This window comes from Shewanella phaeophyticola (assembly GCF_025398315.1).
Taxonomy (GTDB): Bacteria; Pseudomonadota; Gammaproteobacteria; order Enterobacterales; family Shewanellaceae; genus Shewanella; species Shewanella phaeophyticola.
Genome location: NZ_JAODOQ010000001.1, coordinates 1,234,246 through 1,253,395, shown reverse-complemented (window position 1 = coordinate 1,253,395; position 19,150 = coordinate 1,234,246). Strand labels below are relative to the sequence as shown.

14 protein-coding genes and 1 pseudogene are annotated in these 19,150 nt (G+C 42.9%); 8 read left to right on the top strand and 7 right to left on the bottom strand.

Annotated elements, in window-relative coordinates; all coding sequences use genetic code 11:
- Window positions 1-2 precede the first annotated feature (2 nt).
- Window positions 3-1,053: pseudogene (bioB, locus tag N4T56_RS05865) on the bottom strand (biotin synthase BioB).
- Window positions 1,054-1,167: 114 nt separating this feature from the next.
- Between bioB and bioA the strand changes: the two are divergent.
- Window positions 1,168-2,502: an adenosylmethionine--8-amino-7-oxononanoate transaminase gene (gene bioA / locus N4T56_RS05860; RefSeq protein ID WP_261732553.1), complete on the top strand. Its 1,335-nt coding sequence runs from the start codon at window positions 1,168-1,170 to the stop codon at window positions 2,500-2,502.
- Here bioA and N4T56_RS05855 read toward each other — a convergent pair.
- Window positions 2,489-3,391: a LysR family transcriptional regulator ArgP gene (locus N4T56_RS05855; RefSeq protein ID WP_261732552.1), complete on the bottom strand. Its 903-nt coding sequence runs from the start codon at window positions 3,389-3,391 to the stop codon at window positions 2,489-2,491. The genes bioA and N4T56_RS05855 overlap by 14 nt on opposite strands.
- A 157-nt stretch (window positions 3,392-3,548) precedes the next feature.
- Here N4T56_RS05855 and N4T56_RS05850 point away from each other — a divergent pair, with 157 nt between their 5' ends.
- Window positions 3,549-4,187 (top strand): LysE/ArgO family amino acid transporter, encoded by a 639-nt coding sequence (locus N4T56_RS05850; RefSeq protein WP_261732551.1) that lies wholly within the window; start codon window positions 3,549-3,551, stop codon window positions 4,185-4,187.
- Window positions 4,188-4,265: 78 nt separating this feature from the next.
- Here N4T56_RS05850 and N4T56_RS05845 read toward each other — a convergent pair whose 3' ends face one another.
- The gene (locus N4T56_RS05845; protein ID WP_261732550.1) at window positions 4,266-4,805 is read right to left on the bottom strand and encodes an Lrp/AsnC family transcriptional regulator; all 540 of its coding nucleotides are present in this window, start codon (window positions 4,803-4,805) and stop codon (window positions 4,266-4,268) included.
- 221 nt (window positions 4,806-5,026) lie between these two features.
- Between N4T56_RS05845 and N4T56_RS05840 the strand changes: the two genes are divergently transcribed.
- The 3 genes from N4T56_RS05840 (at window position 5,027) to N4T56_RS05830 (ending at window position 9,747) form a co-directional block, all read left to right on the top strand.
- The gene (locus N4T56_RS05840; protein ID WP_261732549.1) at window positions 5,027-7,033 is read left to right on the top strand and encodes a TonB-dependent receptor; all 2,007 of its coding nucleotides are present in this window, start codon (window positions 5,027-5,029) and stop codon (window positions 7,031-7,033) included.
- Between the two features lie 209 nt (window positions 7,034-7,242).
- Window positions 7,243-8,559: a cytosine permease gene (locus N4T56_RS05835; RefSeq protein ID WP_261732548.1), complete on the top strand. Its 1,317-nt coding sequence runs from the start codon at window positions 7,243-7,245 to the stop codon at window positions 8,557-8,559.
- Window positions 8,560-8,613: 54 nt separating this feature from the next.
- Window positions 8,614-9,747 (top strand): DUF917 domain-containing protein, encoded by a 1,134-nt coding sequence (locus tag N4T56_RS05830; protein ID WP_261732547.1) that lies wholly within the window; start codon window positions 8,614-8,616, stop codon window positions 9,745-9,747.
- Between the two features lie 386 nt (window positions 9,748-10,133).
- Here the strand turns inward: N4T56_RS05830 and N4T56_RS05825 are convergent, their stop codons facing one another.
- The 3 genes from N4T56_RS05825 to N4T56_RS05815 form a co-directional block, all read right to left on the bottom strand.
- Window positions 10,134-10,376 (bottom strand): glutathione binding-like protein, encoded by a 243-nt coding sequence (locus tag N4T56_RS05825; protein WP_261732546.1) that lies wholly within the window; start codon window positions 10,374-10,376, stop codon window positions 10,134-10,136.
- A 74-nt stretch (window positions 10,377-10,450) separates the two neighbouring features.
- On the bottom strand, window positions 10,451-10,648 hold the full coding sequence (locus N4T56_RS05820; protein WP_261732545.1) for a glutathione S-transferase N-terminal domain-containing protein: 198 nt from the start codon (window positions 10,646-10,648) through the stop codon (window positions 10,451-10,453).
- A gap of 24 nt (window positions 10,649-10,672) precedes the next feature.
- The gene (locus N4T56_RS05815; RefSeq protein ID WP_261732544.1) at window positions 10,673-14,092 is read right to left on the bottom strand and encodes a hybrid sensor histidine kinase/response regulator; all 3,420 of its coding nucleotides are present in this window, start codon (window positions 14,090-14,092) and stop codon (window positions 10,673-10,675) included.
- Window positions 14,093-14,348: 256 nt separating this feature from the next.
- Here N4T56_RS05815 and acs point away from each other — a divergent pair, with 256 nt between their 5' ends.
- Window positions 14,349-16,301: an acetate--CoA ligase gene (acs, locus tag N4T56_RS05810; protein WP_261732543.1), complete on the top strand. Its 1,953-nt coding sequence runs from the start codon at window positions 14,349-14,351 to the stop codon at window positions 16,299-16,301.
- A 123-nt stretch (window positions 16,302-16,424) separates the two neighbouring features.
- On the opposite strand, the gene N4T56_RS05805 is transcribed toward acs, so the two are convergent.
- Window positions 16,425-16,820: a hypothetical protein gene (locus N4T56_RS05805; protein WP_261732542.1), complete on the bottom strand. Its 396-nt coding sequence runs from the start codon at window positions 16,818-16,820 to the stop codon at window positions 16,425-16,427.
- A 262-nt stretch (window positions 16,821-17,082) separates the two neighbouring features.
- Between N4T56_RS05805 and N4T56_RS05800 the strand changes: the two genes are divergently transcribed.
- Both N4T56_RS05800 and N4T56_RS05795 read left to right on the top strand, forming a co-directional pair.
- Window positions 17,083-18,810, top strand: coding sequence for a DEAD/DEAH box helicase (locus N4T56_RS05800; protein WP_261732541.1), 1,728 nt, complete (start codon window positions 17,083-17,085; stop codon window positions 18,808-18,810).
- A gap of 78 nt (window positions 18,811-18,888) precedes the next feature.
- Entirely contained in the window at window positions 18,889-19,149 is a 261-nt protein-coding gene (locus N4T56_RS05795) for a GrxA family glutaredoxin (protein WP_261732540.1), read from the top strand.
- Window position 19,150: the final 1 nt, after the last annotated feature.

Here is a 19,150-nt window from a genome sequence, read left to right as displayed (position 1 = left end):
AATTACAGTGCCGCGGCATCGTAAAATTGCTTGGTAGACTTATCTTGCTTAGCACTGGCTTTGGCAAGTAATGCACTGTCGGATTCAATATTGGCTTGCGCCTTGCTCAGGGTGTAAGCCCAAACGACGGAACAGGCTCATGTCATCGTTTTCTTCTGGGTTTGGCGTAGTCAGTAACTTACAACCGTAGAAAATTGAATTGGCACCGGCAAAGAAACACATTGATTGTAATTCATCGCTCATATTCTCACGCCCAGCAGATAAACGTACCCGCGACTTAGGCATCAAAATACGTGCAACCGCAATGGTGCGCACAAACTCAAGTGGGTCAAGATCATCTAACTTTTCAAACGGTGTACCTGCCACTTTCACTAACATATTGATAGGCACTGAATCTGGATGATGCTCTAAATTGGCTAACTGTTGTAGCAAACCGGCACGATCAGTGGCTTGCTCGCCCATACCTACTATACCACCAGAGCATACTTTCATACCTGAGGCGCGTACATTCGATAAGGTATCTAAGCGGCTTTGGTAGGTACGAGTGGTAATGACATCGCCATAGTATTCTGGCGAGGTATCGAGGTTGTGGTTGTAATAGTCTAAACCCGCATCGGCAAGTTGATCGGCTTGTTCAGATGACAACATACCTAAGGTCATGCAGGTTTCCATGCCTAAAGCACGCACATCTTTAACCATTTGAGTTAAATACGGCATGTCTTTATCGCGCGGGTTACGCCAAGCGGCACCCATACAAAACCGTGATGCGCCAGCAGCTTTAGCACTTTTAGCCTCTGTTAATACTTTTTCAATTTCAAGTAAACGTTCTTTCTCAAGCCCGGTGTCATAACGCGCGCTTTGAGGACAGTATTTACAATCCTCAGGGCATGCACCGGTTTTAATCGATAAAAGACGACTGATCTGCACTTCGTTAGGATCAAACGTTTCACGATGAATACTGTGTGCTTTAAACAATAAATCATTCATCGGCAATGCAAACAATGCTTCAATTTCTGCTTTTTGCCAATCGTGACGAACTTCAGCTAACGACATGGATCTTTCCTTTATTTTGACTTTCTGTTGGCTAGGATACCCTGAGCCCGTAAACTGTCAACGCAGCGAACACTTCGCCCTTTACAAGCGGTCAAAAAGCGAGCACCTATAATTATGACACTTTCAAACACAAATACCACTATCGATTATACTTTTGATCAGCAACATATTTGGCATCCTTATACCTCTATGACCCAGTCACTGCCTGTGTATGGTGTGGTTTCCGCTCAAGGTTGCGAGCTGACGTTAGACAGTGGAGAAGTGTTAATTGATGGCACCAGTTCATGGTGGTCATGTGTGCATGGTTATAGTCATCCGACCATTTTAGCGGCCATGCAACAGCAACTTTCAAGCCTAAGCCATGTGATGTTTGGCGGCATCACCCACCAGCCAGCTATTGAAGTGTCAAAACGCCTAGTGCAAATGACCAGCGCCAATTTAACCAAAGTATTTTTGGCCGACTCAGGTTCTATTTCCGTTGAAGTGGCTCTAAAAATGGCGCTGCAGTATTGGCAAGGCCTCAATAAACCACAGAAACAGCGGATTATGACGGTAAAAAGTGGTTATCACGGCGATACTTTTGCCGCCATGAGTGTGTGCGATCCAGACGGCGGCATGCACACTATGTTTGGCAATAACGTCACTAAACAGGTGTTTATCCCTGCGCCAACATCGAAATTTAATGAAGCACTCAATCAAACCGATAGCGATGCTCTAGAATATGCATTTAGCCAACACCACCAAGATATTGCCGCGGTGATCATAGAGCCGATTATGCAAGGTGCAGGCGCAATGCGTTTTTACTCGCCAGCCTATTTAGCTAAGCTGCGAGCCCTATGCGATGAATACCAAGTGCTATTAATACTTGATGAAATTGCCACCGGCTTTGGCCGCACCGGAACATGTTTTGCTTATGAGCACGCTAATATTGAAGCGGATATTTTATGTGTAGGTAAGGCGTTGACAGGCGGTTACATCAGTTTAGCCGCCACCTTGTGCAGTGATGAAGTCGCTAATGGCATTAGCGACTCTCCTGCAGGCGTGTTTATGCACGACTCTACATTCATGGGCAACCCCTTGGCTTGCGCTGCTGCCACTGCCAGTTTAGATTTATTGCTTCAAGGTGACTGGAAACAACAAGTCAACGCCATTGAAGCCCAACTAAAACAAGAGCTCGCCAGTGTCATTGATTTAGCCCAAGTTAACGATGTACGTGTATTGGGCGCCGTTGGGGTGATAGAAATGATAAACAGTGTCAATACCGCACAATTACAACAAGCATTTGTTGACCTTGGGGTATGGGTAAGGCCGTTTAATAAATACATTTATATTATGCCGCCTTACACGATTAGCGCAGCGCAACTGACGCAACTCACCTCAGCAATGGTGAGCGTTGCAGGCAGCATTGCAAATAGCGGCAACAAACAGCAATTTATTAGTCATGGTTAGCCAATACTTGCTGGGCATAGGATATGATCGCGTCAGAGACTTCTTTATAAACTCCCTTGAGTAAAATCCAATGGTGCCAATACAGTGTCTCTTCAATGATTTTGTCTGGCAAGATCTGTACTAACTCTCCACTGGCTAGCTCATTGCTCACTTGTAACTGTGGGGCTAAACAATAAGCAGCGCCGTGTTTAGCCATATTAATGAAGGCTTCTGATGACCGCACGGCATGGAGTGGGTATTGGCCATCTTCTAAACCAAAATGTTGCTCAATAAAACGGGTGTGCATATTGTCTTTATGATCAAAGGCTATCCCTGGTGCCCGCATTAACGTTTGCGCATTTATCCCATCATAAAAGTAACGTTCAACAAACTCTGGCGTCGCAACAACAATATAATTAACCTTGCCTAATCGCGTTAACTGGCACCCTTTTATCGCCACATCTTGTACGGCTATCGCTCCAAATGATTGGCCATCTTTGAGCCGTTCAAGAGTGCGTTCCTCATCTTCAATCAATAAATTGACTTCTAATAGATGCTTTTTAATTAAAGGGGCAATCGCCGGAATAAGCCAGGTCGCCAGAGAATCCGCATTGGTGGCAATATGCAATGTTAACGGGGTTAATGGCGCATTAGGCATTACACTTGGCAATAATTCTGCCTCAAGCTGTACGACTTGATAATAATGCCTTAAAAGTTGCTGACCTAACGCCGTAGCGCGAATTGGATGACTTCGGATTACAACAGATTGAGCCAGCTGCTGTTCTAACTGCTTAATCCTTTGTGACACCGCTGATTGCGACAAACACAATACATTGGCAGCTCGTTCAAAGCTTTGCTCTTTTATCACACAACTCAATGCTTGCAGTAATTTGTAGTCGAGTTTACTCATGGCAATCACCTTTTGGTTCAATCTGTCATCTTAACGGATCGATCTAGCATCTTCATTAATTTTACTTATGAGTAAGTAAAACTATTAATTTAACTTATACACAAACAATGAGTACTTTAGCGGCTTATTAACAAACAAGCTCATCATAAGGACACTTATGGCTATCTCAGCATTACTGCAAGGTTTAATTCTCGGCGTAGGGATGATCATTCCCATTGGGGCACAGAACGCCTATTTACTCAGTCAAGGAATTAAACGTAATCATCACTTTTTAGCAGCAACCATTTGCATGCTTTGTGATGTTATTCTAATTGGTTTAGGAATTTTTGGCGGCGGTAAGCTCATCGCCAGTAGCGAATGGTTAATGTTAATTATTGCTTGGGGAGGGATCAGTTTTCTGATTGTTTATGCCGCTATCTCTTTTACTAAAGTATGGAAAAATCATTATCAAACTACAACTCATGAGGCCGCAACTAATAGCCGTAAACACATTATTGGCACCACATTAGCGGTAACTTTACTTAATCCTCACGTTTACCTCGATACCGTGATGATTTTAGGCAGTGTGGGCGGCATGTTTGAGGGTAATGAACGATGGGCATTTGCCATAGGCACAGTATTGGCATCAGTTTTATGGTTTTACAGCCTTGCTTTTGGTGCCGCTAAATTGGCTCCCTGGTTAGGTAAACCCCAAATACAACGTATGGTCGATGCTTTAGTCGGCGCTATTATGCTATTCATTGCTTATTCAGTATTTAACACCTTACTCAATAATGGTGCCACCCTACCACATTAGCCTCGATATTAGAGTCGGTCACGGCTAAACAAGCACACTATGGTGAGCATATTTAGCCGCTTCAAATAGGTATAATAATCACATCCCGATTCGCTCTGACACCATCGCCCCTGAAAATTCTTCATCGTCTAACCATTTTAATTTGGCTAATGGATAACCTAAAAACCATTTAGTACGCTCAAGGACAATCCGGGTGTTAATGCGTTTGATTCTTAAATCCGGTTGATCGCTTAAATATGCGCATACTTCATTTAATGCTTTAATGTTAGGAAAGCAACTTAACGAAATATAGTCCACATCACCACTTAACTGCATGCAGTCCATTATTTCGGGGATGTCATTAATCCGGTTAACAAAACGACGCTGAGAAGGTGCACTATTATCTTCTAAGGTAAATTCAATGTAAGCCAACACATGTTCACACAGCTGATCCAGATTGATATCGGCATGTAAATTACGAAAGTAACCCGCTTCTTTTAATGCTTTGACCCGTTGAAAGCAAGCACTGGGCGATAAGTTTACTTTTTCAGCTAATTCGATATTGGTGACCGCACCCTCTAGGTGCAATGTGGATAATATTTTTTTATTGTAACTGTCAATCTTCAATTTCTTCTTCATTGCCTCTACCCACCGTGCTTATGCAACTTTCTATATTGAATCATCGTTCGTTAATTTGCAAAAACAAGACAATTTTGTGCAAAAGCGCTACAAATTTTTCGAATTTAGCCCTAATTACAAAATATTATTTTGCAGGCAAAGCCGCAAAATGACTACAAGCGATTTATTTAACAAATTGATTACGATTACCCACTACTAATATAACTTCAAGAGGGAACGCCATGACCCCATATACCCAGACTCTATTTACAAAAAAATCTTTTGTTGCTGCAGCGATTTCGATGGCGATAAGTTCCCCATTATTAGCAGAGGAAAACCAAAGCCAAGCAGAAGCAATTGATACTAATGGCGTAGAAAGGATCTCTATTACCGCCCGTGGTCGTGTCGAAACCTTACAAAACGTGCCCGATTCCGTTACCGCTTTTAGTGCAGATATGATTGAAACCCAGCGCATTACTAATTTTCGTGATGTCGCTGATATGACGCCTAACCTGAGCCAATTAGATAACTTTCGCCCAGGACTGGCTCGCATTACTATCCGAGGATTAATTACCCCTCAAGTGGGTGATGCACCGCTGGCCTTTGTGGTTGATGGCGTTACCGCCCCAGATTTAGAATTTATCAACCAAGATTTGGTCGACATTGAGCGTATTGAAGTGATGCGGGGGGCTCAAGGTGCGTTATACGGTAAAGGGGCGATTGGCGGTGCCGTAATTGTTACCACCAAAAAACCGACCGAAGATATTGAAGGCTCAGTCAAAGGCTCTTATGGCAATGGCAACACCTATAATTTCAGTGGCGTGGTATCGGGCTCGTTAAATGAACAAGATAGCGCGTTTTTCCGTGTCGGCGGGTATACCAAACATAGCGACGGATTAATTGATAACGTCTTTTTAAATGATGAGGCTGACTATCTATCTGAAGACTCAGCGTTTGCACAGCTTCAATTTGATTTGTTTGAAGAGACAAGCTTAAACCTCAAAGGACGTTATACCACCTCAGATGCGGGTTTTGCCTATTACCAGAACGTATCAGAAGACAGCAAAGAAGACTATGACCTAGAGACTTCACAAAACATTGATAACAATGACCAACGCGATGTTTATGAGTTAAGCGCCAAATTAACCCAAGAGTATGAACTAGGTATATTTGACTTCATCACTGCATATAGCAATTCTGAAAACGAACACTTTTATGATGGTGATTACTCCGCTGATGCCACATTCATTGATGAGGACGGCTTTTTTAGAGCGCCATTTGCTACAGAAGGGCTTTATGACATTGAATCATTCACCCTCGAGTCACGCTTTACCTCGCGAGGCGATCAAGCATTAAGATGGGCTGTTTCTGCTTTTTATCAAGATAAACAACGTGACAACACCATTAACTTTTTTGATGACTTTGCCGGTGATACGGCGCAATCTCGATCGGACTTTAATGACGACAGCCTCTATTTTACTATTGCCGATAAAAATAGCAGTAAAGCCTGGGCACTGTCAGGGCAAACAAACTACGATATTACTGACAAACTTGAATTAACCACCGCATTACGTTACGACGAAGACAAGCGTGAATCCTATGACCCTGGTGCACGTGAAGAGACTTTTGCTCAAAAAACATTTAGCCAATGGCAACCAAAAGCCACGCTCGCCTATCAAGCAACAAACGACTTATTGCTATATGCTGGTTACTCAAAAGGGTTTAGAAGCGGCGGCTTTAATGAACCCGCTGAAGGCATTAGCCGCTCATTTGACCAAGAAGTGTCAGACAGTTATGAAACAGGGTTTAAATCGAGCTTATTTGATAACCGCTTAACCCTAAATGGCGCATTGTTTTGGATAGATCAGTCAAATGCACAAATCACTCAATTTAATATTGATACCTATACCCTAGAAAACCTGTCTATCGACAAAGTTGAAACAAAAGGGCTTGAACTTGAAGCCGACCTTGCAATCACCGATGACTTAGATCTGCGTTTCAGTGCTGGGATTGTCGATTCTGAAATCAAAGAGTTTGACCGTCAGCCAGAATTGGTCGGCTACACGCAATTTTATGTCGCCGATTACAACTATGCACTGTCGATGAATCACCACTATCAACTCAATGGCGAATGGGCGTTATTGTCACGTGCTGACGTGCAAGTTGTTGGAGCCACAATCATTTTCAATCGATATCGCAGACATTCGTTCATCATCTTCAACCACATTAAATCTAGGTGTTGGGGTTAAATCTGAGCAATGGACAATTCAAGCTTATGTTGACAACCTAACTGATGAGCGAAGCATAGAAGACTTGTTTATTGTGGCTGACGGAGTGACCGATCTTGCACGCCAACCCAATAAACCTCGTAGCTTCGGTATCGAAGCGATTTACAACTTCTAAGCAATTTAACATGGTGTTAATGGCGCGAATACCTGCGCCTTTACTAGGAATCAATATGGCTGAGCCCCACACAATCGATGACTTGCTAGAAGACTACGCAACCACACCTGTGCCGCAAAATAAAACCCATAATGGTTGGCGTATTGGCATGGTCAATGGTGGCCTAGCCTTTGCGGTACCAGGACTCATTACCGGCCTAGAAATCGGCTCCGCGTTAGGATTAGAGCAAAGCATATATGCCTTTTTAATCGGCGGGTTTATCTTGTCGGTGTTAGGCACGATTACAGGCTATGTGGGTATGAAAAACCGCTTAAGCTCGTGTATGACGATGAAATTTGTCTTTGGCTTGCAAGGTGCCAATATTGTCAGTTTGGCCTTTGTATTGTCATTACTTGGTTGGTACGGTGTTAACATCAATTTGTTTAGCGAGGTGGCAGCTCAGTTTTCAATGCAGCTTTTTGATTATGCGCCACCTATTTGGATATTCGATATTGCTGCCAGCATAGTGATCACCTTAACTACCTTATGGGGCTTTAAGTTTATTGAGCGCGTCTCAAGCCTTTTTGTGCCCATTTTGTTTTTGCTGGTGGCCTACATGCTTTATCAAAGCTTGGGCTATGTGGTGAACGACACGCCCTCTACCGGTAGCCTAACAGGGATAGATTTCACCTTTGGTGAAGCGGTATCAGCGGTTGTCGGCAGCTTTATTGTAAGCGTGGTATTAATGCCAGATTTTAGCCGCTTTGCAGCCAAGCCAAAAGACACGGTCATCGCCTCTTTTTTACCTTTTATGTTTATCAGCAATTTTGTCTATATCGCAGCAGCAATTGCCGGTTTAGCAGTAGTGAACGCTGACATACTTGTAGTGATGTTAACCCTTGGCTTAGGGATGTTTGCCTTTGTGTTATTAATTGCGTCAAGTGCCGTGACCAATGTGGTCAACCTTTATAGTGCCGCATTAGGTTTTAATGCCATTACACCGCATTGGTCAGAATGGAAAATCATCATTGCTGGCGGAGTGTTAGGTGCCGTGATGGCATCACTCAATTTACTCGATAACTTTACCGGATTCATTTTTAGTTTATCGATTCTTTTTAGCCCTGTTGCCTCAATTTACATTGTCGATTTCTTATTTATTCAACAGCAAAAAATTTATCAAATTGAACATTTAAATCAAACTGCTACGTTTAATTTTCACGCATTAGTGGCTTGGGTTGGCGGGATTGGGTTTGCCATGATGGCCAATAACGGCTGGCTAACGCTGACAGGTATTGAAGTATGCGACGCCATGTTAATCACAGCCCCACTTTACTTTGTCCTCAAAAAATTTATGGCAAACAGTAAGCTTCAAAGTTCAACACACAACTTATAAAACCAACAAAAAAATTAAACCTTTGATTTTAAATTATATATACCAGAGAGTCATATGAAGTCATTAACGCGTTTAGAGTTAACAGATATTTTGCACGGATGTGTTATTTTAGGTACAGGTGGCGGTGGCGAAATGGATGAAGGTATTGCCTACATTGATGCTGCATTGGCCGCAGGAAAAACCTTTACCCTTGTGGATGTCGACGAGGTCCCTGAGGGGAGAAAAATCTGCACACCTTATATGCTTGGTGCATTATCGGCGCTATCTGAAGCCGAAGAAGCCGTTTATGCCAGATTACCTAAAAGTGATATGTCATCCATGATGACCGCATTTAAACGCCTTGAGCAATACACCAAAGAGAAGTTTTACGGCACCATTTGTTGTGAACTCGGCGGCTCAAATACGGCAATTTCTTTTTATGTGGCCGCGATGGCCGATGGCTATATTATTGATGCCGATGTTGCAGGGCGCGCCGTGCCTGAAATCACCCACTCTACCTATTATTTTAATGATATCCCCGCAGCGCCAGTTGTGGCCGCGAATGAATTTGGCGAATGTTTTATTTGTGAAAATATTATTGATGATTTACGCGCCGAAACGGTTGTACGTGCTTTATCGGTGATCAGCCGTAATGATATTGCCGCTATCGATCACGCGATGCCAATTGAACAAGTCAAAGGTGCGGTAATTAAAGGCACAATTTCTAAGGCGCTGGCCATTGGTAAAGCTTATCGTCTTGCAAAAGAGCAAGGTCAAGATATTGCACAGACCATAGCAATTCACGGTGAGGGCTATGTTGCATTTAGAGGTCAGGTTTCACACTCACAATTTAGCACCGAAAAAGGCTTTACCATTGGCACTGTCACCATTGATGGCAGTGGTGAGTACCAGCAAGAGCAATACCAATTAGAAATCAAAAATGAGCATCTTGTAGCACGACGTAATGGTGAAGTTGATGTCACTATCCCTGATTTGATTTGCTGTATTGATATGGACAACCAAGTTGCAATTACGACTCCGAATCACCATGTTGGCTTAAATGTCGCTATTGTGATTTTACCGGCGCCAAAAGAGTTTGTTACCCAGCGCGGCTTGCAAGCATTTGATCCAGCTTATGTTGGCTTATCAACGCCCTATGAGCCTGCTGTAGCAAAACATTTTGCCAAACTGGGTAAACAAACCGCTTAAACAACACAATGTAAGTACTAAGCCCGCATTGCAACAAAGCCTGGTATTTGTGTAATGCGGGTTAACCAAGCTCTTATCTGTGGGTAATCAACTAAATCAAAACCACCTTGATGCGCCACATGGGTATAATACCATTTCCATTAATTATGTGACCAATCAGAGTCGCTCAGACTGTTCAGTTTGAGGCGCATTGTTGAAATAATGGTTATTCCCTTCTAAGGCAATGCAACAAAGAAATGGACTGTCTGAGCGTCTCCTGCAAGGCGGGTTTCTGTGCCTTCTATGCTGCTTAATAGTATTTTGACGTACGACTGCATGGATGCAGGAGGTAGAGCAACGCAGGAGCAGTTGCCGAGAGCAACTATGCCTACAATCCTATTACTTGCCTAGAAGGTACAGAATTCCCGCTGAATGACCAGATAATTAGTGGAATTGGTATAAGCATAAAGCGCAATATCGGCTAAGGTAAATTGCTCGCCACACAAAAAAGGCTGCTGTGAAAGTGTAAATTCCATGACGCTGAGCGCTTTATAGCCTTTAGCATGTAAAGCATGGTACTCGGCTATACGATCATCCGGTAAGCCTAAATACAGTTGAATATAACGAAGCCACGGCAATATAAGGCTCATGACTGTATTGCTCAAAGAACAACCACTGATACATCTTCGCTTTGCTAAACTGATCGTCAGGAATGAGCGAAGAATTAGCCGCCAAATACCCCATCATCAAGTTCAATTAACGGTATTTTTCCTGTCGGGTTTTTAGCTAAATAGGCTGCGGTCTGTGTGTCACCTTTAGCAATACTCATCTCTTGCCATTGGTGCTCAATATTGAGCATATGTAACACCAGTTGCACCTTGTAGCAATTGCCTGACACACTGTCGCCGTATGCTTTTAACATGTTATGTCAACTCCAATGTAGCCACTATTTTTTAACTAAACTCGAGATCAGGGCGCGCAACGCCGCAGGTTTTACCATTTTTGCCATATAGTGATAACCGCGTCGTTCAATGTCATCAACGAGATCTTTATTGGTGTTAGCGGTGATTAAAATCCCGGGCACGTGTGCACCATAACGTGAGCGAATATCATCCATGGCATCAACGCCATTTTTATCATCATCTAAATGATAATCAGCCAAAATAATGTCTGGCGCAACGCCCTTAAGCCCCAACTTAATGCGTGCATCAGCGATATCGGTCGCACAAATAACCTCACATTGCCAACGGCTTAAAAGGGAATCAAGCCCTGCTAAAATCGCCTCTTCGTTGTCTATGCATAACACTTTGACGCCAGCAAGAGGCTGCATTAGCGAAGATATCGGTTTAGTCACGACTTGGCTTACCGTTTCCCCTAAAGGCACCATGATAGAAAACATAGAGCCTTGGCCTAACACTGACTGAACTTGAATAGGATGATCAAGGACTTTGCTTATTCGGTCAGCAATGGCCAAACCAAGGCCTAAACCACTCACATTACGGCTGCTAGGATGGTTTAAGCGTTTAAACTCTTTAAAAATCTCTTGGGTTTCGTGCTCATCGATACCGCAACCAGTATCAAGTACTTGGATTTCAATAAACTCACCACGATGACGACAACCTAATAACACCCCGCCGCCGCGGGCATATCGATACGCATTGGTTAAGAAATTTTGTAAAATACGTCTAAGCAAAGACGGATCAGAGTTTACGGTTGCTGAACATGGCACCATCGCAAATGATATTTGGTTATCACCTGCCATAGCCTCAAACTCAATGGCTAAGCCATTAATCACCTCAGAAATTGAAAAGTCGCGGCGATTAACATCGACCATGCCTGAATCAAGCTTAGAAATATCTAATAAGTCGGTCAGCAGTTCACCGGCAATTTTTAATGAGCTATTCACGTGGGTTAATGTGGTGCGCGCTTCTAAATCTAAATTTGGGTATTGTGATAATGACGCGGTAAATAACCTAGCGGCATTGAGCGGCTGCATTAAATCATGGCCGACTGCAGCAAGAAATCGGGTTTTAGAGGCATTAGCCAGCTCCTCTTGCGATTTGGCTTCAAGTAACTCGCTGTTGAGCATCGCCAATTCATAAGTACGTTCTTGCACTCGACTTTCTAGGGTTTCATTGGCTTCAAGTAAGGCTTTTTCTTGTAAACGATATTGAGTGATATCAGTAAAGGTCATCACAAAACCGCCATCGGGCATTGGGTTACCCTGGATTTTAATCACTTTACCGTCACGACGTTCTCGCTCTGAAGTATGCGGCGTGCCGTTGCGCATATGCTGCACCCTAATGGCCACTTTTTGCTCAACATCACCTTTACCACAAAATCCACGTGAGGCATTGAAGCGGATCACGTCAGCAATTGGCATGCCTTGCTGTAAAAAACCATCTGGATATTGATATAAATCGGCATAACGATAATTCCAAGCGACTAAATTCAGGTCTTTATCCACCACGCTCATCCCTTCATAGGCATGCTCAATTGCGCCGCGCAACATGTCTTGGCTTAAAATGATTTTGGATGATGCTTCATCGACCAAGCTGAACACTTCATCGAGTGCTAAATCACGACCTTGCAGCACCGAGTCCATCACCAGCGAAGCACTAGACGCTCCAAGTACTCCTGACAACATATGCTCAGTATGGGCTATGAGCTCCTCTGGCGCAGCCTTATACCAACTGTCACTTTTTACAGCCTCGGGTGAAAAACGACTAAAACTTTCATAGGCACGAGTCGGGCTGACAAATCGACTAGCAAGGATCAATAAATCTTGTTGTGAAATGCGCTTCTGGCGCTTATTTGTGTCTTGCTTTAATGACCAAGGCTTAACAAAGTTACTCGCTTGAATACGCTCAGCAACCCCTGCCCTAAACCAAATAGACCCCAATACGTAACACACGACATTAGCCAGTAACGCGACTAACGTGTCACTGACATTCGGCGTTATCGAATTCAGTAAGTCAAATTCACCACCAATTAAGCGTGCACCAGCCCCTTGAAGCAATATAAAACACCATAAGCTAAAGCCCACCGCGAGACCAAGATAAACCCCAGTACGATTACCGTGTTTCCAATACAATCCACCCACCAATGCTGGCGCCAATTGTGAAAACGCGCCAAACGACAACATACCCAATTGCGATAACGAATCGCTGTCAGCCAACGTTAAATAACTTAAATAGCCAAAACCTAAAATCACCACAATAGCTAAACGTCGTACATTAAGTAATAACTGCGAAAACTGGCTAAAGTTCTTTTCTTTAATTTGTCCTGTGCGCAATAAAAATGGCACGAGCCATTCGTTACTTACCATCACACTGATGGTAACAACAGCAACAATCACCATGCCTGTTGCTGCTGACAAAGTGCCAAGTAAAGCAATCACGGCTAAAAAGGGTTGGTCAAGTGCCAGCGGTAAGTTGATGACATAGGTATCAGCGGTAACAGAGTCACCCAATAATACTTTGCCAGCCAATGCTAAAGGGGCGACAAACATGCCGAATAAAGCCAAATAAATAGGAAAAATCCAACGTGATTTTTTTAATATATGCTCGCCGCCACATTCCACCACCATGACGTGAAATTGCCTTGGCATACATAAAAATGCCGCCATACCCACAAATAACTCAGGTAAAAATGATTCCAAACGCAAGTGGCTATTTTCTATTAACCCCTTCGCTGAAGCTTGCTGCCAAATATCGCCAAAACCATCAAAAAAACCAAAGCTAATCACAACCCCAACAACAATAAAGGCGGCTAATTTAACTAAAGACTCAAACGCAATAGCGACCATCATTCCGGGATTATGTTCGGTGGCATCAAGTTTTCGAGTACCAAATAAAATCGCAAATACGGCTAATAACATGGTGATTAACAGCGGCACAGCCACCGGGCTTAACGGGTTGTCGTCGGGCTGAAATAAATTAAGGCTAAACACCATCGCTTTTAATTGCAGCGCGATGTACGGCATGATGCCAAAGAGCGCAATAAGGGTAACAATTGCGGCTAATAATTGTGACTTGCCATAACGGGCAGCAATAAAGTCAGCCACCGAGGTGATATTTTGAGCTTTAGATACCACCACCATTTTGCGCAACATACCAAAACCAAGGGTAAACACTAAAATGGAGCCAACAAAAATAGGTAAAAAAGACCATAAATCAGTGGCAGATTGTCCAACCGTGCCCAAAAAGCTCCATGAAGAGCAATACACCGCCAAACTTAAGCCGTAAATCCACACTTGCAGTTTTTGGCTAATTTTACTAAACCAGCGCTCAGCGCCCCATGCCAAAATAAACAGAAGTGACACATAGCACACCGCAATTACGGCCACAATAAGAGTTAAATTCATCAGACATCCGCTATCATTTCATTGTTATTTACAGTCAATTTTATTCTTACTCCAACAAAGCAGGTTGAACATAAAACAATCGACCCTAGCTAAATTTGAGATTTTACTTGTTATCAGCTGTACTTTTCACTCACTTTAACACGTGCAACAGACTAAATATTAAGGATATTTTAAAACTAGACCAAGGTCTAATAGTTTTGATAGTCGGTTGCAGATGATACTTTAGCTACGCCATTTTTTAGAAAGGGAAGCCCCTATGAGCTCGCAGTCTCTTTACAAAGTTCCTAGTGACATTGCAGACAACGCACTGGTTAATAACGATCAATATAAGAAAATGTACCAGGAGTCCATCGTTAATCCAGAAGGTTTTTGGAGAGAACACGGCAAACGTATCGATTGGATTAAACCTTACACTAAAATTAAAAAAACCTCATTTGATGATCACAATTTATCAATCAACTGGTTTTATGACGGCACATTAAATGCCTCAGCAAACTGTTTAGACCGTCATTTAGAACAGCACGGCGATAAACTGGCCATTATTTGGGAAGGTGATGACGCAAATGAACAGCGTAAAATTACCTATGCAGAATTACACGCTGACGTTTGTAAATTTGCCAATGCATTACGCGGCCAAGGTGTTGGCAAGGGTGATATCGTCACAATTTACATGCCTATGGTGCCAGAAGCCGCTGTAGCGATGCTTGCTTGCGCCCGAATTGGTGCTGTTCACTCTGTAGTATTTGGTGGTTTCTCGCCAGATTCGATTGCAGCAAGAGTCATTGACGGTAAATCTAAAGTACTAATTACCTCTGATGAAGGCGTACGTGGTGGACGTAAAATTCCGTTAAAACGCAGTGTTGATGAAGCGATTGCCAACCCTGATGTCACCTCGGTTGAAAAAGTCATTGTTCTAAAGCGTACCGGTGGCGATATTGATTGGGTTGAAGGTCGTGATGTGTGGTGGCATTCATTAATGGAAGTCGCTTCTGAGTATTGCCAACCTGTTGAGATGAATGCTGAAGACCCATTATTTTTACTCTATACCTCAGGCTCAACCGGTAACCCTAAAGGTGTGTTACATACCACTGGCGGATACATGGTTTATGCCTCGATGACACATGAATATGTGTTTGATTATAAAGCAGATGAAGTTTACTGGTGTACTGCTGACGTTGGTTGGATTACCGGCCACTCGTACATGGTGTATGGATCATTTGCTAACGCTGCTACGGTATTAATACATGAAGGTGTGCCAAATCATCCGTCGCCTGCGCGTCTTGGCGAAATGATTGACCGTCATAATGTCAATATTCTTTATACTGCGCCAACATTAATCCGAGCATTAATGGCTGAAGGTAAAGAACAATTTAGCAGCTATAAAGGTGACTCTCTGCGCATTATGGGCTCAGTTGGCGAACCTATTAACCCTGAAGCTTGGCGTTGGTACCATGAGGTGATCGGTCATGAAAACTGCCCGATTGTAGATACCTGGTGGCAAACCGAAACCGGCGGTATTCTCATTAGTCCATTACCGGGCGCAACAGACACTAAACCCGGTTCTGCAACCCGTCCATTTTTTGGTGTACAACCTGCATTAGTTGACAACATGGGCAATATCGTTGACGGCGCCACAGAAGGTAACCTGGTGATCCTTGACTCTTGGCCTGGCCAAATGCGAACGGTATACGGCGACCATGACAGATTTGCCCTAACCTACTTTAAAACGTTCCGTGGCATGTACTTTACCGGTGACGGTGCCCGTCGTGATGAAGATGGTTATTACTGGATTACAGGTCGAGTTGACGATGTGATTAACGTATCAGGCCACCGTTTAGGCACAGCAGAAGTAGAAAGTGCGTTAGTGTCGCATGATCTCGTCGCTGAAGCAGCTGTAGTTGGTTACCCTCATGATATTAAAGGACAAGGCATTTATGCTTATGTAACCTTAACTCGTGGAACAGAACCAACTGAAGAGTTACGCCTAGAATTACGCCAATGGGTACGTAAAGAAATTGGCGCGTTAGCGACACCAGATCTTATTCAATGGGCTAGCGGACTACCTAAAACGCGTTCAGGTAAAATTATGCGTCGTTTCTTACGTAAAATTGCTGCCAATGAAGTTACCAACTTAGGGGATTCTTCAACGCTAGCAGATCCAGCAGTAATCGACACCTTAATCGAAACCCGTTTAAATAAAACGGAATAACGATACTCAAGTTAGTGTTCTATCCACCCATGAGAAATCCTGACCAATTTCTCTTTCGGCCCCTCATTTGAGGGGCTTTTTTTGTCTTAATTAGTGCTAGGGCTCAAACTACTCATCGTTAACTTAGTGTGCTGGCAGCTCGCCATAGACGGTGTCGATACTCACCTGATAAACATGTTCTGCTTGGGCTAATTTATAACGGGTTGCCTGACCAACAGCTAAATTTAATATTCTGTCTTTATCGACGATATTAGGTGCGCCGTCAGACAAATCACTCAAACTCACTGTGAGTTGAATATTTTCAGCCTGCAGCTGCTTTGACGTCATCGTCACTCCATAATCACCTTCGACCTCAATGGAAATAGTGTCATTTAACCCCATAAGGATATTCGACGTTGATGAGGTCGTATCTTGAGAGTCAGTGACATATTCTTCAATTGAAAACCCGACTACCAATCCTTGTTCTGCCATGGCAAAATGACTGACAACAAACAAGGCAAGTAATGATAAATACTTCATGGTTGATACTCCTAATATTACGTTTTTTATTTTTAATGGCTAACCTGTCCAAGCAAAAACAAACTTTAACCTACTATTTTTGAGATCAAATCTACACTAAGTCAAAATAAAAAACAGTGGTTAGCTTGCGATTAACGATAAATGATACGGCTTTAAATAAAATCAGATAGTGATAATGCCCTATCAATAAATGTGACTGAATATAACCGAGCAATCAAACTCAGAACCCCATTGAAAACAGTAAACTCCAACGGCCAATTGTATGCTCATTAATCTTCGCGACTACCAACAACAAGCCGTAGACGCCGCTGTAACGCATTTTAAACTCAGCCAGCAATCAGCAGTGCTAGTGCTTCCTACCGGTGCAGGCAAAAGCATTGTGATTGCAGAGCTTGCAAGGATCGCCAATGGTAATGTTTTAGTGCTCACCCATGTAAAAGAGTTAGTGGCACAAAATGCCGAAAAAGTCGGATTGTTGACCCAAGAAGCCAATATTTATTCTGCTGGGCTTAAGCAAAAAAAAGCCAATGGTAAAACCGTTGTCGCCAGTGTTCAGTCTGCTTCTCGCGCGCTCAATCAATTTGATCAAGCATTTTCACTGGTAATTATTGATGAGTGTCATCGCGTTAGTACTGAGTCAACCAGCCAATATCAACAACTGCTGACTCACCTGCGTACTAACAATCCTAATATCAAGTTACTTGGGCTTACAGCAACGCCTTATCGGCTTGGATTAGGCTGGATATATCGCCTTCATTATCATGGAAAAGTGGGCAATACAGATAAACCCATATTCGAAAAATGCATTTTCGAGTTACCCATGCGGCCATTAATCAAAAAAGGCTATTTAACCCAACCCACTATTTTTGATGGACTGAGTGCGCAATATGATTTTAGCAACTTAGCGACACCACAAAGCGATGAATATTCGCAAGCTGAAGTGGACAACTTACTCCATCATCAAGGCCGCGCAACCACAGCCATTATTAAACAAGTAAAACAGCTTGCTCAACATCGGCAAGGTGTGCTCATTTTTGCGGCTACCGTACGCCATGCTAATGAAATAATGGCATTAATGGACGATGATGCCGCATTGATTACCGCAAAAACCCCCCATGGTGAACGTGATGAAATTATTGACCATTTTAAATCAAAGCAACTTAAGTTTATTGTTAACGTTGCGGTATTAACCACAGGCTTCGATGCTCCTCATGTCGATTTAATTGCGATATTACGACTCACAGCATCTGTCAGCCTATTTCAACAAATGATTGGCCGGGGCTTACGGCTCTCCCCCAACAAAACCGATTGCTTAGTGATCGACTATGCTGCCAATGGTTACGACTTATTTTACCCCGAAGTTGGCCAGGCTAAACCAAACAGTAAATCAGTTCCAGTGCAAGTGCACTGCCCTGTTTGCCAATTCGCCAACACCTTTTGGGGGCTCGTTGATGCTGATGGCGACATCATCGAACACTTTGGCCGACGCTGCCAAGGATTGATTGATGACACTAAACAATGTGATTTTCGATTTCGTTCAAAGTCGTGTCCTGACTGCGGCGTTGAAAATGACATAGCAGCGCGTATCTGCCAAACCTGTCAGTCAACCTTAATTGATCCAGATAAACGCCTTAAACAAGTGTTAAATGCCCAGCATCACCATTTATTTAAATGCCAAGAAATGTTGTTACTTTGCCAAGATGAAAAGCTAGTCGTTCAATACATTGACATTGAAGGTAACGACTTCAAACAAACTTTCCAATTTTCTACACCGGCTCAACGCCGAGCATTTTATGCTGTGTTTGTGTTAAGTCACACTCGTACGCCAGGTTTATTACCCCCCAAATATAACCGAGCCAACGATGTCTTAGCCGATAAAGCCCGCTTTAGGCAGCCCGATTTATTGCTGTTAAAGAAAAACAAACACCGTTGGGATTTAGTTGATTCATTTTTTGATTATCAAGGCAAATATAAAATCGATATGAGTTAAAACAAAATTAATCGCGATGCATTATGAAAAAAAAGCGCATATGGTATAAATTGCCCATATCATTAAACAGGAGTCACCATGTTTGTAGTTATTTTTGGCCGCCCAGCTTGCCCATTTTGCGTTCGCGCTGTTGAACTGTCTGAGAAATTAGCCGCTCAAAGTGAAGATTTTAAATTTAAGTATATTGATATTCACGCAGAAGGGATTTCTAAAGCGGATCTTTCTAAGAGTGTGGGTAAAACCGTAGAAACTGTGCCTCAAATCTTTATTGATGAGAAGCCAATCGGTGGTTGTACTGAATTTGAAGCTTATGTTCGTCAAAACAATTTATTAAAGTAAC

Excerpts from the sequence above, each read along its gene's own strand:
- N4T56_RS05845 (WP_261732550.1), bottom strand. The coding sequence starts at position 4,805 with ATGAAGAAGAAATTGAAGATTGACAGTTACAATAAAAAAATATTATCC.
- bioA (WP_261732553.1), top strand. The coding sequence starts at position 1,168 with ATGACACTTTCAAACACAAATACCACTATCGATTATACTTTTGATCAG.
- acs (WP_261732543.1), top strand. The coding sequence starts at position 14,349 with ATGAGCTCGCAGTCTCTTTACAAAGTTCCTAGTGACATTGCAGACAAC.
- N4T56_RS05835 (WP_261732548.1), top strand. The coding sequence starts at position 7,243 with ATGGCTGAGCCCCACACAATCGATGACTTGCTAGAAGACTACGCAACC.
- N4T56_RS05850 (WP_261732551.1), top strand. The coding sequence starts at position 3,549 with ATGGCTATCTCAGCATTACTGCAAGGTTTAATTCTCGGCGTAGGGATG.
- N4T56_RS05855 (WP_261732552.1), bottom strand. The coding sequence starts at position 3,391 with ATGAGTAAACTCGACTACAAATTACTGCAAGCATTGAGTTGTGTGATA.
- N4T56_RS05805 (WP_261732542.1), bottom strand. The coding sequence starts at position 16,820 with ATGAAGTATTTATCATTACTTGCCTTGTTTGTTGTCAGTCATTTTGCC.
- N4T56_RS05825 (WP_261732546.1), bottom strand. The coding sequence starts at position 10,376 with ATGAGCCTTATATTGCCGTGGCTTCGTTATATTCAACTGTATTTAGGC.
- N4T56_RS05815 (WP_261732544.1), bottom strand. The coding sequence starts at position 14,092 with ATGAATTTAACTCTTATTGTGGCCGTAATTGCGGTGTGCTATGTGTCA.
- N4T56_RS05795 (WP_261732540.1), top strand. The coding sequence starts at position 18,889 with ATGTTTGTAGTTATTTTTGGCCGCCCAGCTTGCCCATTTTGCGTTCGC.
- N4T56_RS05800 (WP_261732541.1), top strand. The coding sequence starts at position 17,083 with ATGCTCATTAATCTTCGCGACTACCAACAACAAGCCGTAGACGCCGCT.
- N4T56_RS05820 (WP_261732545.1), bottom strand. The coding sequence starts at position 10,648 with ATGTTAAAAGCATACGGCGACAGTGTGTCAGGCAATTGCTACAAGGTG.
- N4T56_RS05830 (WP_261732547.1), top strand. The coding sequence starts at position 8,614 with ATGAAGTCATTAACGCGTTTAGAGTTAACAGATATTTTGCACGGATGT.
- N4T56_RS05840 (WP_261732549.1), top strand. The coding sequence starts at position 5,027 with ATGACCCCATATACCCAGACTCTATTTACAAAAAAATCTTTTGTTGCT.